Raw genomic sequence first — 14,568 nt, 5'->3', positions numbered from 1 at the left:
GCGCGGCGACGTGTTGAGCTAACCCATACTAATTACCCGTGAGGCTTAACCATACAACACCCAAGAAGTGTTTCTGGTGCTTGTAGCGAATGAACGAACTACTCAAAATTCAGTGATAGTGACAAGCCAAGCGCAACATCATTACTCACGTCAGCTTTCCTGGATTGAAGAATTTGCCTGGCGGCCATAGCGCCGTGGAACCACCTGATCCCATGCCGAACTCAGAAGTGAAACGCGGTAGCGCCGATGGTAGTGTGGCATTCGCCATGCGAGAGTAGGACACTGCCAGGCACCCAACACGAAAAACCCCGCTCATCTGAGCGGGGTTTTTTATTGCCTGAAATTCATAGTATCCATCTATATCCGGTTGATTTACAACCGCATCCTCTCTTCATCGGCCCTGATCTGCGCAGGGCAGCACCATATTGACTATGCCGTCTTCCAGCTGGATGTCGATCTGGAAACCCAGCCGTTTGGCCAGATTGATCATGCCGCGATTGCTGGGCATGGTCATGCCCGACAGCTGGCCGATGCCACGCTCTCTGGCGTAGCGCACAATCTTCTCCATCATCAGCTTGCCGAGCCCCAGCCCTTTCATATCCGATCGCACCAGGATGGCAAATTCCGCGTCAGACTGGTCCGGGTTGGAGATGGCGCGCACCACTCCCAGGATCTGCTGGTTGTAGGGCCCATTCTGCCCCACGGCGACGAAGGCCATCTCCCGGTCGTAATCGATCTGGGTCATGCGGGCCAGCTCTTCGTGCCCCAACTCCCCTACGTCGGCGAAGAAGCGCTTGTATCTGTCCTCATCGGAGACCTTGAGCACGAACTGCTTGTGGGCCGGTTCGTCCTCCGGCCGGATCGGGCGCAGCAGCACATGGTTCTGATCTTTCAGCCAGGCCCCCTCCTCCAGTTCGGTGGGATAGGGGCGAATGGCCAGTGGCAGCATCTGCCGACCCTCTTCCATCAGCACCAGCCTGGCATCCAGGATCACCATCTCTGCGCCGCAGGCCTGCAGTGGATGCAGGTCCAGCTCCTGGATTTCGGGGAAGGCCAGCAGCAGTTCGGAGAGCTGGCACAAGACCTGGCCGAGGGCATCGATATCGAGTCGTACCGGACTGGCCTGTTCGCGGATCTTGCCGTTCTTGAGGGCACCGATGATCTGGTAGCGAGCCAGTGCCTGGTTGAGCGGTGGCAGGGCCGCGACCATCTCGTGGGGCTCGGCACCGGATTCTCCGAGCAGGATGACGGGGCCGAACACAGGATCCTGCTGCAAGCGGATCCTCAGCTCCAGACCCCCGCTGCGGCGTGCCATGCGTTGCACCAGCAGGCCTTCTATTCGGGCCCCAGGATCGTGCTGGCGGACCCGGTCTAGAATGGCATCCGCCGCCTGGGCCACTTCCGCCGAGGTGCGCAGATTCAGCATGACGCCGTGCACCTCGGATTTGTGGGCAATGTCAGGTGAGCGCAGCTTCACCGCCACCGGATAACCTATCTGCTCCGCGGTCAGCGCCGCCTCGATGGCATCGGAAACTATCCAGGTCGACAGGGTGGAGAGACCGGCCGCCTGCATGATGGGTTGTGCCAGGTGGGTGTCCAGTACCTGCTGCTTGCGAGCCAGCGCCTGGCGGAGCAGCTGCTGACAACGCTCGACATCGAGTCTGTCCCCTTGCAGGGAGGCGGGGGTTTCCATCAGCTGCTTCTGGTTGCGGCGGTATTCCACCATGTGCATGAAGGCGGTGACGGCACTCTCCGGAGTACGGTAAGTCGGTATTCCTGCTTCATTGAACAGGCGTCGACCCTCCTGGGCCGAGTATTCTCCCGCCCAGTTGGTCAGTATGTTGAAACGCCTGGCCCTGGGGTGCTGCTTGAGGAAATCGATCAGATTGCTGGCCAGGGTCGCACCGCGAGCGGTGAGGGAGGGGGCGTGGATCAGCAGTATGGCATCGGCCCTGTCCCCTTGCAGCAGCTCGTCCAGCGCGGTTCGGTAGGCCTCCACGTCGGCGTCGCTGCCTATGTCCAGAGGGGGCATGGCCATCTTGCCGCCGCGTGCCAGCAGCACGTCTGCGGCCATGTTGGCCAGACCGCGCCCGTTGGAGAGGATGGCGAGTCGCTCCCCCTTGAGGGTCAAGGAGTGGCTCAGGGTTTCGACGGTGGCAAACAGCTCGTGGGTGTCCCGTACCCGCAGCATGCCGGCCCGGCGGATGGCGGCGTCATAGACGTTGTCGAGGCCGTTGGCCGGATCGTGGCGGCCGCTCTTGAGCACCAGAATGGGTTTGTTGCGGGAAGCGGCGCGGGCGGCGGAGAGAAAGTGGCGGGCATCGTGAAGCTTGTCCATGTAGATCAGGATGGCGCGGGTTGCCCCGTCGCGGGAGAGCTGATCCAGCAGCTGACCGAAGTCGATGTCGCAGTGATCCCCAAGCGAGACGAAGGCCGAGAAGCCGATCTCCCGCTGTTTGGCCCAATCGAGGATGGTGGTGCTGACCGCCGCCGACTGGGACAAAAAGGCCACCTGCCCCGGGGTGGCGGCAATGGGGGAGAAGCTGGCGTTGATGCCCTGTCCGGGCAACAGCATGCCCATGCTGTTGGGGCCGAGCAGGCGGATGCCGTATTGCCGGCAGAGCTGCCTGAGCTGCTGGCGCTCGTCGCCGGAGAAGTGGGCGGCCAGTATGATGGCCGCCCCTGTGCCCTTCTTGCCGAGCTCCTCGATGAGCGGCAGTACCCGCTCGCGCCGGGTGCAGACGATGGCAAGATCCGGAGAGAGAGGGAGGCTCTCGATATCGGGATAGGCGAGCACGCCGGCGACGGCCCGGCAGTGAGGGCTGACCGGCAGTATGGGGCCCTTGAACTGGCCCGCGAGCAGATGCCGGATGACCACATGCCCGGCCTTCTGGGGATCACTGGAGGCACCGATGACGGCAATCGATTGGGGTTTGAAGAGCCGATCCAGGCCGCTTGGTTTCATGGGCACTCCTCATGGCGACCCCCGAGGCGAGGGCGACGTATGGTGCCAGTCTAATACGCTTCAGGCGTTCGTTCTGTGACCCATTTCGGATCACGACCGGGCCAGGGCATTGGCACGCAGATAAAATCTCAGCTCACCCTGGATGCGCCGCACAGTGGCCAGGTGCCTGTCCTGCACATAGATCTCCTGCTCCCGATCGAGCGAGGTGCGCTGGACTCCGAGGCTCTGCAGGTACTCTGCAAACAGGATGGCACTCTGGATTTCGACAAGATGCTGGCTCACGGCGTGATCCTCTGTGGTGGATAGATTTGCCGGCCAGTGTCCCCTCTTCTCCAGGGCTTTCATACTGACACATTTGACACTGATGCTGGGGTGACCCCGGAGTCAGCGCAGCCCTCCCTGACCGCGGGCCGTGTCCCAGAAGGCGCGGATCAGCGGCTCTTCCAGCCGCTTCTTGAGCACGGCGATGCCGACATCGAACGGCTTGAGGGCGGGCTTGGGATCGACGATGCGTACCTTGTCCCCCATGGGGCTGTGATCGATCACGGCGGCAGGCACCAGGCCTACGCCGAAGCCGAGGGCCACCATGGCGACTATGCCCTCGTTGCCCGCCACCTCGGCATAGATGTTGGGGGCTATGCCCTTGTTGCGAAACCACTGATCACAGCGTTTGCGGGCCAGCCCCTGCTCCGAGAGGATGAGCGGCAGCCGCTCCCAGTCGGGTTCACCCTGGGAGAACCACTGGCTTTGCTGGGGGGCATTGCGGGGGGCGATAAAGACCAGCGGCACCTGCTGCAGGCTGGCGAACTCCAGCTTGGACGAGAGGGCATCTGGCCTGGCGGCGATGGCGAGATCGGCCTCGTCCGCCAGGATCTTGTCCACCGCCAGGGCGGGGTCGCCGGTCTCCAGCTTGATCTCGAGCTGGGGGTAGCGGCGGCGAAAGCGTTCCAGCACCTCGGGCAGCAGGAAGTAGCTGGCGGTGACCGAACAGAAGACCCGCAGCCGCCCCTGCAACGGCTCGTCGCTGCGTTTGAGTTCCTGCTTGAGCCGCCGCCACTCCTGCAACAGGCTGCCACCGAACTCCCTCAGCTTCTCTCCCGCCGGGGTGAGCCGTACGCTGCGGTTGTCCCGCTCGAACAGCACGCAGCCGGTCTCCTGCTCCAGCCGCTGGATGGCGCGGCTCAGGGTGGAGGGGCTGACCGCCATGGCGTCGGCGCTCTTGCCGAAATGGAGGGAGTCGGCGAGGTGGAGAAACAGTTCGAGATTGCGAAGGTCCATCTTTGAATTCCTGCAGCGGCGCTTGTGCCGACCATATACCTTCAGGCAGCAAGCCCCCGAGATGCACCGGGTGGGAAAAACGGCCTGAGAATGCCAAGAGTCACATTTCAATTTCTGCAACGTACTGTTTCGAATATATCAGTTCAGGCAATAAGTGTCCCGCGCTATAGTGGTTTGGACAACGCCGCTACCCGGCATGGAATCAATCGAACGGAGCAATCACCATGGCTAACTATTTCAACACCTTGAACCTGCGTCAGCAGTTGGCCCAGCTGGGCAAGTGTCGTTTCATGCAGCGCGAGGAGTTCGCTGACGGTTGTGCGGCGCTCAAGGGCAAGAAGGTGGTGATTGTGGGCTGTGGCGCCCAGGGTCTGAACCAGGGTCTGAACATGCGCGACTCCGGGCTGGACATCTCCTATGCCCTGCGCAAGGCCGCCATCACCGAAAAGCGCGCCTCCTGGCAGAAGGCCACCGACAACGGCTTCGTCGTCGGTACCTATGAAGATCTGATCCCGACCGCCGATCTGGTACTGAACCTGACCCCGGACAAGCAGCACTCCGACGTGGTGAAGACCGTCATGCCGCTGATGAAGCAGGGCGCCGCCCTGGGCTACTCCCACGGCTTCAACGTGGTGGAAGAGGGTCAGCAGATCCGCGCCGACATCACCGTAATCATGGTGGCGCCGAAGTGCCCGGGTACCGAGGTGCGTGAAGAGTACAAGCGCGGCTTCGGCGTGCCGACCCTGATCGCCGTTCACCCGGAGAACGATCCCCAGGGTGAAGGCATGGCCATCGCCAAGGCCTGGGCCTCCGCCACCGGCGGCGACCGTGCAGGCGTGCTGGAGTCCTCCTTCGTGGCGGAAGTGAAATCCGACCTGATGGGCGAGCAGACCATCCTCTGCGGCATGCTGCAGGCCGGTTCCCTGCTCTGCTACGACAAGCTGGTTGCCGAGGGCACTGACCCGGCTTACGCCGGCAAGCTGATCCAGTTCGGCTGGGAAACCATCACCGAGGCCCTGAAGCAGGGCGGCATCAGCCTGATGATGGACCGTCTCTCCAACCCGGCCAAGCTGCGCGCCTTCGAGCTCTCCGAGCAGCTGCGCACCCTGATGCGTCCGCTGTTCGAGAAGCACATGGATGACATCATCGCCGGCGAGTTCTCCCGCGGCATGATGGCCGACTGGGCCGAAGACGATGCCAAGCTGTTCGGCTGGCGCGAAGAGACCGGCAAGTCCGCCTTCGAGAATGCCCCGGCCTATGCGGGCAAGATCGCCGAGCAGGAGTACTTTGACAATGGCGTGGTCATGGTGGCCATGGTCAAGGCAGGTGTGGAGCTGGCGTTCGAAACCATGGTGGCCTCCGGCATCTATGAAGAGTCCGCCTACTACGAGTCCCTGCACGAGCTGCCGCTCATCGCCAACACAGTCGCTCGCAAGCGTCTGTACGAGATGAACGTGGTCATCTCCGACACCGCGGAGTACGGTAACTACCTGTTCGCCAACGCCGCCGTGCCGCTGCTGCGCGAGCACTTTATGCCGACGTTGCAAGCCGGGGATCTGGGCAGCGCCCGCGCCGAGCCGAAGGCGGTGGACAACCTGGCCCTGCTGGCGGCCAATGAGGCGACTCGTAGCCATCCGATCGAAGCGATCGGCCATACCCTGCGTGGCTATATGAAAGACATGAAACGCATCGCCGTCGGCGGTTAATGCCGGCGATGGAAGGGCGGGGGTGACGATCCCCGTCTTCTGGCTGGCTTAGACACCTGGCCAGATCTCCACAGGATGGCAACGCCGGCTTCCGGCAATAAAAAGCCCCGCTCATCGAGCGGGGCTTTTGCATTCAGAAAGGCCGGATAAATCAGGCTTTCCAGGCTTTCCAGGTGTTGATCAGACCGTTGGTGGAGCTGTCGTGGCTGGTGACGGCGTCATTGCTGCCCAGCTCCGGCAGTATCTTGTTGGCGAGCTGCTTGCCCAGCTCCACGCCCCACTGGTCGAAGGAGAAGATGTTCCAGATTGCGCCCTGTACGAAGATCTTGTGCTCGTACATGGCGATCAGGGCACCCAGCGTCTTCGGGGTCAGGCTCTTGAACAGTATGCTGTTGGTCGGGCGGTTGCCTTCGAACACCTTGAACGGCACCAGATCCTTGACCTGCTCCAGCGTCTTGCCAGCCGCCAGGAACTCGGCCTCGACCTGCTCCTTGCTCTTGCCGAAGGCCAGCGCCTCGGTCTGGGCGAAGAAGTTGGCCAGCAGCTTCGGATGGTGGTCGCCGATCGGGTTGTGGCTGATGGCTGGCGCCAGGAAGTCGCAGGGGATCAGCTTGGTGCCCTGGTGGATCAGCTGGTAGAAGGCATGCTGGCCGTTGGTGCCCGGCTCACCCCAGATGATGGGGCCGGTCTGGTAGTCGACCTTGTTGCCGTTGCGATCCACGTACTTGCCGTTGGATTCCATGTTGCCCTGCTGGAAGTAGGCAGGGAAGCGGTGCATGTACTGATCGTAGGGCAGGATGGCTTCGGACTCGGCACCGTGGAAGTTGTTGTACCACAGGCCAATCAGCGCCAGCAGCACAGGCACGTTCTGCTCATAGGAGGCGGTGGCGAAGTGCATGTCCATCTCGAAGGCGCCTTGCAGCAGGGCTTCGAAGTTGTCGAAACCGACGGACAGGGCGATGGGCATGCCGATGGCAGACCAGGAGGAGTAGCGGCCGCCAACCCAGTCCCAGAACTCGAACATGTTGTCGGTGTCGATGCCGAACTCGGCCACGGCCTTGCCGTTGGTGGAGAGGGCGGAGAAGTGCTTGGCAACGTGGGCCTTGTCACCGGCGATCTGGATGAACCAGTCGCGGGCGGTCAGGGCGTTGGTCATGGTCTCCTGAGTGGTGAAGGTCTTGGAGGCCACCAGGAACAGGGTGGTTTCCGGGTCGATCTTCTTCAGGGTCTCGGCGATGTGGGTGCCATCGACGTTGGAGACGAAGTGCATCTGCAGGTGGTTTTTGTAGGGGCGCAGCGCCTCGGTGATCATCACTGGGCCCAGATCGGAACCGCCGATACCGATGTTGACCACGTGCTGGATCGCCTTGCCGGTGTAGCCTTTCCACTCGCCGGAGATGATCTTCTCGCAGAAGCCCTTCATCTTGGCCAGTACGGCGTTTACTTCCGGCATCACATCCTTGCCGTCGCACTCTATGGGGCGGTCTGAGCGGTTGCGCAGGGCTACGTGCAGCACGGAGCGGCCTTCGGTCATGTTGATCTTGTCGCCGTTGAACATGGCATCGATGGCGCTGCGCAGATCGGTCTCCTTGGCCAGATCGATGAGCAGCTTGAGGGTCTCCTCGGTGATCAGGTTCTTGGAGTAGTCGACCAGGATGTCGCCTTGATAGGTGAGGGAGAACTTGTCGAAACGCTGGGGATCCTGGGCGAACAGATCTTTCAGCCGGGTCTCTTTGTTCGCTGCAAAGTGGGCTTCCAGTGCCTGCCAGGCCTGGGTCTGGGTTGGATTGATGTTTTTCATAGGATTATCAGTCTTCCAAGTTGTGTTTGAACCTTGCAGGCAAGGCTCCCGCCAAACCTTATTATTCGAGCACTATACCGGGCCCATTATACCGGGCACATGGTGCGGCCCGTGTAACAGAGCTTTACCAATTGTCTGCATCGAAGGAGTTTACAACCAAAACGCTGCGATTATGAGTCAGCAGGGGTCATGAGATCTTGCGTTGGCTCATGCTTCGCCGGTCTCGTCAGGTTGAAAGGGGTTTCAATGTGGCAGGGGGGAGGCGGGGCCGGAGATGGGGTGGCGCGGCGGCCTTTCGAGCGGGGGTCAGGCCGCCCGGTGGCTGGCCTTTCCCCTGCCCCAGAAACGACGATGCCAGCCCTAAGGCTGGCATCGTGGCCATCATCACTGGATTCAGGCCTGGGTCTTCTGCATGTGCATGACCATCTGGGGGAAGGGGATCTCGACGCCCTCGGCATCGAAGGCCAGCTTCACCTTCTCGTGGAAGTCGAACCAGACACCCCAGTAATCGCCCGTCTTGACCCAGGGACGCACCACTATGTTGACCGAGGAGTCGGCCAGGGCAGCGACGGCGATGGTGACGGCCGGATCCTTGAGGATGCGGGCCTCCTCATTCACCAGACGCTCCAGGATCTGCTTGGCCTTGCGCAGGTCCGAGCCATAGCCGATGCCGAAGGTCATGTCGACCCGGCGGGTGTCCATGCGGGAGTAGTTGACTATGGTGCCGTTGAGGATGGCGGAGTTCGGGACCACCACCATCTTGTTGTCGGCGGAGGTGAGGGTGGTGGTGAACAGCTGAACGGCCTGCACCACGCCGTTGGTACCGGCCACCTCGATGAACTCACCGGCCTTGATGGGGCGGAAGATGATCAGCAGGAAACCGGCGGCAAAGTTGGAGAGGGACCCCTGCAGCGCCAGACCTATGGCCAGACCGGCGGCACCTATGATGGCGACGAAGGAGGCGGTCTGTACCCCGACCCGGCCCAGGGCTGCGATCACCACGAACACCAGTATGGTGTACTTGAGGATGCTGCCGACGAAGTGGGTGATTGTGGTGTCCAGTTTGCGGGTATGCATTACCTTGGTCACGCCGCCGCTGATGATGTTGGCGGCGATGTAACCGACCAGCAGGGTGAGCAGGGCGGCGGCGATGTTGACCGAATACTCGATGATCAGTCCCTGGTTATTGACCAGCCAGGTCTGCGCTTCTGTGATGATCTCGGGTTCCATAGGGTGTCCTGTTGGTATTGAAGGTTTATGGCGGATAAATCTAACACCGGAGCGCGACAACCTGGGTCGCATCTGGTGCTTATTCTCTGCCATCAAAAGCTGCCACAAAAAACAAGGGAGGCCAAGGCCTCCCGCTTTGCACCCACCAGTATGGTCCAGCTTTGCAGCTATGGGTTGCGCATCTATTGCCACCGAGCCTCTAACCCGGTGATGGGTTAAGGGTTTTATCCGGAGCTGATATGTAGGTCGATCCGTCCCTCTGGCTCGGCTCAGCTTTGCAATAACTGGCTGCGCATAAACTGCCACTGATCCTCGAAGCCGGCGGTGGGCTTGAGCTTGAACTCGGAGCGGACGAACTGGCTGATGCGGCCCTCCGCATAGGCCAGCAGCAGGTTGGCCAGCATGGTCTCATCGAGCTGGAAGCCCTGGCCTTCCCGCAGCCGCTTCTCCCTCAGTGCCTGCTTGAGCTGGGTCTCCAGCTTGTCAAACAGGGCGCTGATGCGATCCCGCAGCCGATCGTGCTCGCCAAGCAGGGCATCGCCGTTGAGGATGCGGGTGATGCCGGGATTGCGCTCGGCGAACACCAGCAGCAGCTGCAGTATATGGTGGCAGCGGGCCATGGTGTCCTTCTCTTCGGCCATGATCAGGTTGACCCGTGACAGCAGGGAATCCTCGATAAAGTCGATCAGTCCCTCGAACATCCGCGCCTTGCTCGGAAAGTGTCGATAGAGGGCCGCCTCGGACACACCCACCTCGGCTGCGAGGCGCGCCGTGGTGATGCGCTGGCCCGGACTGGTTTCCAGCATGTGGGCGAGTGCCTGCAGGATCTGATCGCGCCGACTCTGTTTCTGGTTACTGCTTGCCATGGATTCCCCTAAAAAAACAATGGCTTGATTCTGTTATTAGACACAGACCCCAGGGGGTTGTGTGGTCTTGTTATTGGCGACCAGAAGAACCAAACCCGCCTTCACCCCGTTCACTCTGGTTGAATTCGTCGACCAGCTGGAAGCTGGCCTGCACCACGGGCAGGATCACCAGCTGGGCGATGCGCTCGCCTGGCTGCATGGTGAAGCTGTCGTTGCCGCGATTCCAGACCGAGACCATCAGCTGGCCCTGGTAGTCGGAGTCGATGAGACCGACCAGGTTGCCGAGCACTATGCCGTGCTTATGGCCCAGGCCGGAGCGGGGCAAGATGGTGGCGCACAGACCCGGATCCTGAATGTGGATGGCGAGCCCGGTCGGCACCAGGGTGGTGTCGCCCGGTGCCAGCGTGATCGGTGCATCCAGCAGGGCGCGCAGATCCATGCCGGCGGAACCCGGAGTGGCGTAGGCAGGCAGCGGGAAGTCGGTGCCGATGCGGGCATCCAGGATTTTCAGTTCAATTTGTGTCGTCATGAATCGTTTTTCAATTGGATCGCCCCGGGGCGATCGAGTGGTTCAGTGGGCGCCCTTGGGTCGCCCAGCATGTTGTCAATGCGATGCCGGTCGCCGAGAGTCCGTCGCCAGTGGTAATGGCCCGGGGCTCAGGGTCGATAGTGGCGTGCAATCAGGGCGACAAGATGACGAGCCAGCGTCAGCTTGTCGGCCAGGGGCAGGGCGGCCTGACCCCCTTGCCAGAAGACGGTCAGGGCGTTGTCATCGGCATTGAAGCCTTGACCCGCGCGGGACACGTCGTTGGCGGCGATCATGTCCAGCCGCTTACGTCGCAGTTTGTCGAGGGCGTATTGTTCCACATCCACGGTTTCGGCGGCAAATCCGACGGTGAAGGGCTTGTTTGACAGTGCCCCCACGGCGGCGATGATGTCGGGATTCTTGACCAGGGTCAGCGCCATCTGGTCGTTGTCACCAGTCTTCTTGATCTTCTGGCTGGCGACCTGGGCCGGGCGATAGTCCGCCACGGCGGCGCAGCCGATAAAGAGGTCGCACTCACCGACCCGGCTCATCACGGCTTCGTGCATCTGCAGGGCGCTCTCCACATCGACTCTTGTCACCCCTTGCGGGGTGGCCAGGGCGACAGGGCCGCTCACCAGCGTCACTTCGGCACCCGCCTCGCGGGCGGCGCGGGCGATGGCGTAACCCATCTTGCCGGAGCTGTGGTTGCTGATGTAGCGCACCGGATCCAGCGCCTCGCGGGTCGGCCCTGCGGTGAGCAGCAGTTTGACCCCCGCCAGCAATGGCTCGGCAGCCAGCTGCTGGCAGCAGCGCTCCACCAGTTCGAGGGGATCCAGCATCCGGCCGGGGCCCACGTCACCGCAGGCCTGGCTGCCGGAATCCGGCCCCCACAGCAGGATGCCGCGGCTGGCCAGGGTCTTGAGATTGGCCTGGGTGGCGGCGTTGCGATACATCTGCTGGTTCATGGCAGGTGCCAGCGCCACGGTTGCCGGGGTGGCCAGGCAGAGGGTGGTCAGCAGCTCGTCCGCCATGCCGGCGGCCATGCGCGCCATCAGGTTGGCGCTGGCGGGGGCGATTAGCACCAGATCCGCCCACTTGGCCAGCTCGATGTGGCCCATGCCCGCCTCGGCGGCCGGGTCCAGCAGGCTGTCGGCCACCGGGTGGCCGGAGACGGCCTGCAGGGTCAGGGGAGTGATGAACTCCTTGGCGGAGCGGGTCATCACCACCCGCACCTCGGCCCCCTGATCTTTCAGGCGACGTACCAGTTCGGCACTCTTATAGGCGGCGATCCCGCCACTGACACCCAACAGGATGCGTTTATCGGCCAATCTCATCTGCTGCTTCTCTTTCGGCTCACTCTGACTGGTCGGCTAAGATAGCACAGGCGATGGACGACGACAGAGGCTGACATGGGGGAGTTGTGGTCGGGCTCCCGCGATTTTTTGCTATGTTTTCTCTCAATAGCCATGGGGGAGAGACAAATGAGCATCAAGGAGTGGCCGGAAGATGAGCGCCCCCGGGAGAAGCTGCTGCGCCGTGGGGCGGGGGTGCTGTCCGATGCGGAATTGCTGGCGATCTTCCTGCGGACCGGGGTCAGCGGCCTGAGCGCGGTGGATCTGTCCCGCCAGCTGTTGCAGCAGTTCGGCTCCCTGCGGGGGCTGCTTGGGGCCGAGCAACAGGCTTTTTGCGGCGCTCACGGGCTGGGGCCGGCCAAATATGCCCAGTTGCAGGCGGTGCTGGAGATGGGCAGACGGCATCTTGCCGAGCAGTTGCAACGGGGGGAGGCCCTCACCTCCCCCCAGCTGACCCGGGAGTATCTGCAGGCTCAGCTGCGGGACAGGCCGCGGGAGGTGTTTGCGCTGTTATTGCTCGATAACCAGCACAGAGTGATTCAATTTGTTGAACTTTTCTACGGCACCCTGGATTCGGCGAGCGTCTGGCCCAGGGAAATCGTGCAGATCGCGCTCAAACATAATGCAGCCGCCGTGATTCTGGCGCATAATCACCCGTCCGGCGTAGCCGAGCCCAGTCGGGCCGACCGCCAGATCACGGATCGGATCCTGGCCGCCCTGGCCTTGGTCGATATCAGAGTGCTGGATCACTTGGTGATCGGTGACGGCATCACGGTTTCTTTCGCAGAGCGTGGTTGGTTATGACTGGGCTCTGGCACTGTATTAGTTGATCTTTGATCACGGATGCTGTATAAAATGCCGCCTTCTGTTTGCCCCGCAATCGAAGGCCAGCGGGGCAGATATTTGCTCGAGCAATGAAGTAAGATTTGGAGAGACTGACATGTCTAGAGTATGCCAAGTAACCGGCAAGCGCCCGGCAGTTGGTAACAACCGTTCGCACGCTAACAACGCTACCAAGCGTCGTTTCCTGCCGAACCTGCACACTCACCGTTTTTGGGTTGAGAGTGAAAAACGCTTCGTAAGCCTGCGCGTATCCGCAAAAGGCATGCGTATCATCGACAAGCGCGGCGTTGAAGTGGTTCTGGCTGAACTGCGTGCCAGCGGCGTTAAGGTATAAGGAATTAGATCATGGCTAAAGGTATTCGCGATAAGATTCGCCTGAACTCCAGCGCCGGTACTGGTCACTTCTATACCACTACCAAGAACAAGCGCACCATGCCCGAAAAAATGGAGATCAAGAAATTTGATCCCGTTATTCGTCAGCATGTGATCTACAAGGAAGGCAAAATCAAGTAATCACTTGATGCTGCATTCCCAAAAAACCCGGCTTAGTGCCGGGTTTTTTTATGGATGGAATTCAGTACACTGCCGCTTCAAAGGGAGGCTTGCCATGTTCAAATTGAGCCGTAAAGGCTGGAATAACGTGATCATAGTGGTGGTGCTGATCGTTATCACCCTGCTGCACCGGCTGGAGCAGGCCCAGCAGGAGAACAGCGCCCAGCGCGCCCGTCCCCTGCTGCCCGAATCTGCCGTGGTGCTGACCTGGCAGGGGCCGAGCTGGCAGATAGAGCGGATCGGCCAGGGCTGGCGCAGCGGGCCGGATCTGGGGCTCAGCAGCGCCCAGCTGGCCGCCCGCATCGAAACATGGCAAGGCTGGCTGTTGCCCCCGGGCGGGGCCGTGCGCGGCACCCCTGTCACCCTCAAGATATGGGTCGCCGGCCAGAGCGATCCGGTTGAAGTGGGGCTCTATCAGGACGACGGCAAGTTTGCCGCCCTGCTGCCCCCCTCGACCTGGCTCACCCTGAGCCAGGAGCAGTACCGCGACCTGCTGCGTCCCACCCCCTGAACCCTGCCGTGAGCGAGAGACCTGTCTATGCCTGAATTACCGGAAGTCGAAGTCAGCCGCCAGGGGATCTCTCCCTGGCTCACCGGCATCAAGGTGACCCGAGTGGTGGTCAGGGATGGCCGGCTGCGCTGGCCCGTGCCTGGGGAGATCCAGGAGCTGGTGGATCTCGTCATCCACAGGGTCAGCCGCCGCGCCAAGTACCTGCTGCTGGAGACCGATTTTGGCACCGCCATCCTGCATCTGGGCATGTCCGGCAGCCTGCGGGTGCTGGACATAGGCACCCCGGCCGAGAAGCACGATCACGTGGATATCGAGCTGGCCAACGGCAAGCTGCTGCGGCTCAACGATCCGCGCCGTTTCGGCGCCCTGCTGTGGACCCGTGAACCCGCCGAGGCGCACGCCCTGCTCGCCAAGCTGGGGCCTGAGCCGCTCACCGACGCCTTCAGCGCCGACTATCTGCGGGCGCGGGCCAAGGGGCGCAGCACCGCCATCAAGCAGTTCCTGATGGACAACCAGGTGGTGGTCGGGGTGGGCAACATCTACGCCAACGAGGCGCTCTACGCCGCCGGGATTCATCCCAAGCGGGCGGCGGGCAACATCAGCGGCGAGCGGTTGGGGACCCTGGTGGCAGAGATCAAGCGGGTGCTGGCCGAGGCCATTCGCCAGGGGGGCACCACCCTCAAGGATTTCACCAGCGCCGACGGCAAGCCGGGCTATTTCGTGCAGCAATTGCAGGTCTATGGCCGGGGTGGCCAGCCCTGTTTCCACTGCCATACCCTGCTGACCGAGGTGAGGATGGGCCAGAGAACCACCGTGTTCTGCTCCCACTGCCAGCGCTGATCCGGATCATTTGGGGGGAGACGCGGTGAAGTTGTAACGACGTATTTCCAGTCTGTTGAAGCCCCGGCTGTCGCTGACTAGTATCTCGCTGTACACGC

The 14,568-nt window shown here is 61.8% G+C and carries 14 protein-coding genes and 1 rRNA gene; 7 read left to right on the top strand and 8 right to left on the bottom strand.

Going from position 1 to position 14,568, the window contains the following annotated elements:
* Positions 1-176 precede the first annotated feature (176 nt).
* A 5S ribosomal RNA gene (gene rrf / locus AC3WR3_RS14385) occupies positions 177-291 on the top strand.
* 100 nt (positions 292-391) lie between these two features.
* Here rrf and AC3WR3_RS14380 read toward each other — a convergent pair.
* The 3 genes from AC3WR3_RS14380 to ilvY form a co-directional block, all read right to left on the bottom strand.
* Positions 392-2,965: a bifunctional acetate--CoA ligase family protein/GNAT family N-acetyltransferase gene (locus AC3WR3_RS14380; protein WP_492292167.1), complete on the bottom strand. Its 2,574-nt coding sequence runs from the start codon at positions 2,963-2,965 to the stop codon at positions 392-394.
* 90 nt (positions 2,966-3,055) lie between these two features.
* Complete coding sequence (locus tag AC3WR3_RS14375; protein ID WP_106887833.1) at positions 3,056-3,247, bottom strand: hypothetical protein; 192 nt, start codon at positions 3,245-3,247, stop codon at positions 3,056-3,058.
* A gap of 102 nt (positions 3,248-3,349) precedes the next feature.
* Positions 3,350-4,243: an HTH-type transcriptional activator IlvY gene (gene ilvY / locus AC3WR3_RS14370; protein ID WP_492292166.1), complete on the bottom strand. Its 894-nt coding sequence runs from the start codon at positions 4,241-4,243 to the stop codon at positions 3,350-3,352.
* A gap of 224 nt (positions 4,244-4,467) precedes the next feature.
* Here ilvY and ilvC point away from each other — a divergent pair, with 224 nt between their 5' ends.
* Complete coding sequence (gene ilvC, locus AC3WR3_RS14365) at positions 4,468-5,949, top strand: ketol-acid reductoisomerase (protein WP_492292165.1); 1,482 nt, start codon at positions 4,468-4,470, stop codon at positions 5,947-5,949.
* A gap of 151 nt (positions 5,950-6,100) precedes the next feature.
* On the opposite strand, the gene pgi is transcribed toward ilvC, so the two are convergent.
* From pgi to coaBC, 5 genes are all read right to left on the bottom strand, one after another.
* The gene (pgi, locus tag AC3WR3_RS14360; protein WP_492292164.1) at positions 6,101-7,750 is read right to left on the bottom strand and encodes a glucose-6-phosphate isomerase; all 1,650 of its coding nucleotides are present in this window, start codon (positions 7,748-7,750) and stop codon (positions 6,101-6,103) included.
* Positions 7,751-8,143: 393 nt separating this feature from the next.
* Entirely contained in the window at positions 8,144-8,980 is an 837-nt protein-coding gene (locus AC3WR3_RS14355) for a mechanosensitive ion channel domain-containing protein (protein ID WP_404837406.1), read from the bottom strand.
* Positions 8,981-9,249: 269 nt separating this feature from the next.
* Positions 9,250-9,846 carry a nucleoid occlusion factor SlmA gene (gene slmA / locus AC3WR3_RS14350; RefSeq protein WP_005323760.1) on the bottom strand — a complete coding sequence of 199 codons (597 nt, stop codon included), beginning with the start codon at positions 9,844-9,846 and terminating at the stop codon, positions 9,250-9,252.
* Positions 9,847-9,916: 70 nt separating this feature from the next.
* Positions 9,917-10,375: a dUTP diphosphatase gene (gene dut, locus AC3WR3_RS14345; protein WP_025328776.1), complete on the bottom strand. Its 459-nt coding sequence runs from the start codon at positions 10,373-10,375 to the stop codon at positions 9,917-9,919.
* 128 nt (positions 10,376-10,503) lie between these two features.
* Complete coding sequence (gene coaBC, locus AC3WR3_RS14340; protein WP_492292163.1) at positions 10,504-11,706, bottom strand: bifunctional phosphopantothenoylcysteine decarboxylase/phosphopantothenate--cysteine ligase CoaBC; 1,203 nt, start codon at positions 11,704-11,706, stop codon at positions 10,504-10,506.
* Positions 11,707-11,853: 147 nt separating this feature from the next.
* On the opposite strand from coaBC, the gene radC reads away from it, so the two are divergent.
* The 5 genes from radC to mutM all read left to right on the top strand — a co-directional run bounded on the left by radC (position 11,854) and on the right by mutM (position 14,470).
* Entirely contained in the window at positions 11,854-12,528 is a 675-nt protein-coding gene (radC, locus tag AC3WR3_RS14335) for a RadC family protein (RefSeq protein WP_247627598.1), read from the top strand.
* A 136-nt stretch (positions 12,529-12,664) separates the two neighbouring features.
* Positions 12,665-12,901, top strand: a complete 237-nt coding sequence (gene rpmB / locus AC3WR3_RS14330; RefSeq protein WP_005307492.1) for a 50S ribosomal protein L28 — start codon at positions 12,665-12,667, stop codon at positions 12,899-12,901.
* 11 nt (positions 12,902-12,912) lie between these two features.
* The gene (gene rpmG, locus AC3WR3_RS14325; protein ID WP_005323752.1) at positions 12,913-13,080 is read left to right on the top strand and encodes a 50S ribosomal protein L33; all 168 of its coding nucleotides are present in this window, start codon (positions 12,913-12,915) and stop codon (positions 13,078-13,080) included.
* 94 nt (positions 13,081-13,174) lie between these two features.
* Positions 13,175-13,630, top strand: a complete 456-nt coding sequence (locus AC3WR3_RS14320; RefSeq protein ID WP_247627597.1) for a hypothetical protein — start codon at positions 13,175-13,177, stop codon at positions 13,628-13,630.
* A 27-nt stretch (positions 13,631-13,657) separates the two neighbouring features.
* Positions 13,658-14,470, top strand: coding sequence for a bifunctional DNA-formamidopyrimidine glycosylase/DNA-(apurinic or apyrimidinic site) lyase (gene mutM, locus AC3WR3_RS14315; RefSeq protein WP_163137455.1), 813 nt, complete (start codon positions 13,658-13,660; stop codon positions 14,468-14,470).
* The last annotated feature ends 98 nt before the right edge of the window (positions 14,471-14,568 follow it).

The sequence above is a fragment of the Aeromonas sp. EU05-FHT14A05 genome (assembly GCF_058791175.1).
Note: the sequence above shows the minus strand (reverse complement) of the source record. Positions and strands in the feature narration are given on the sequence as shown.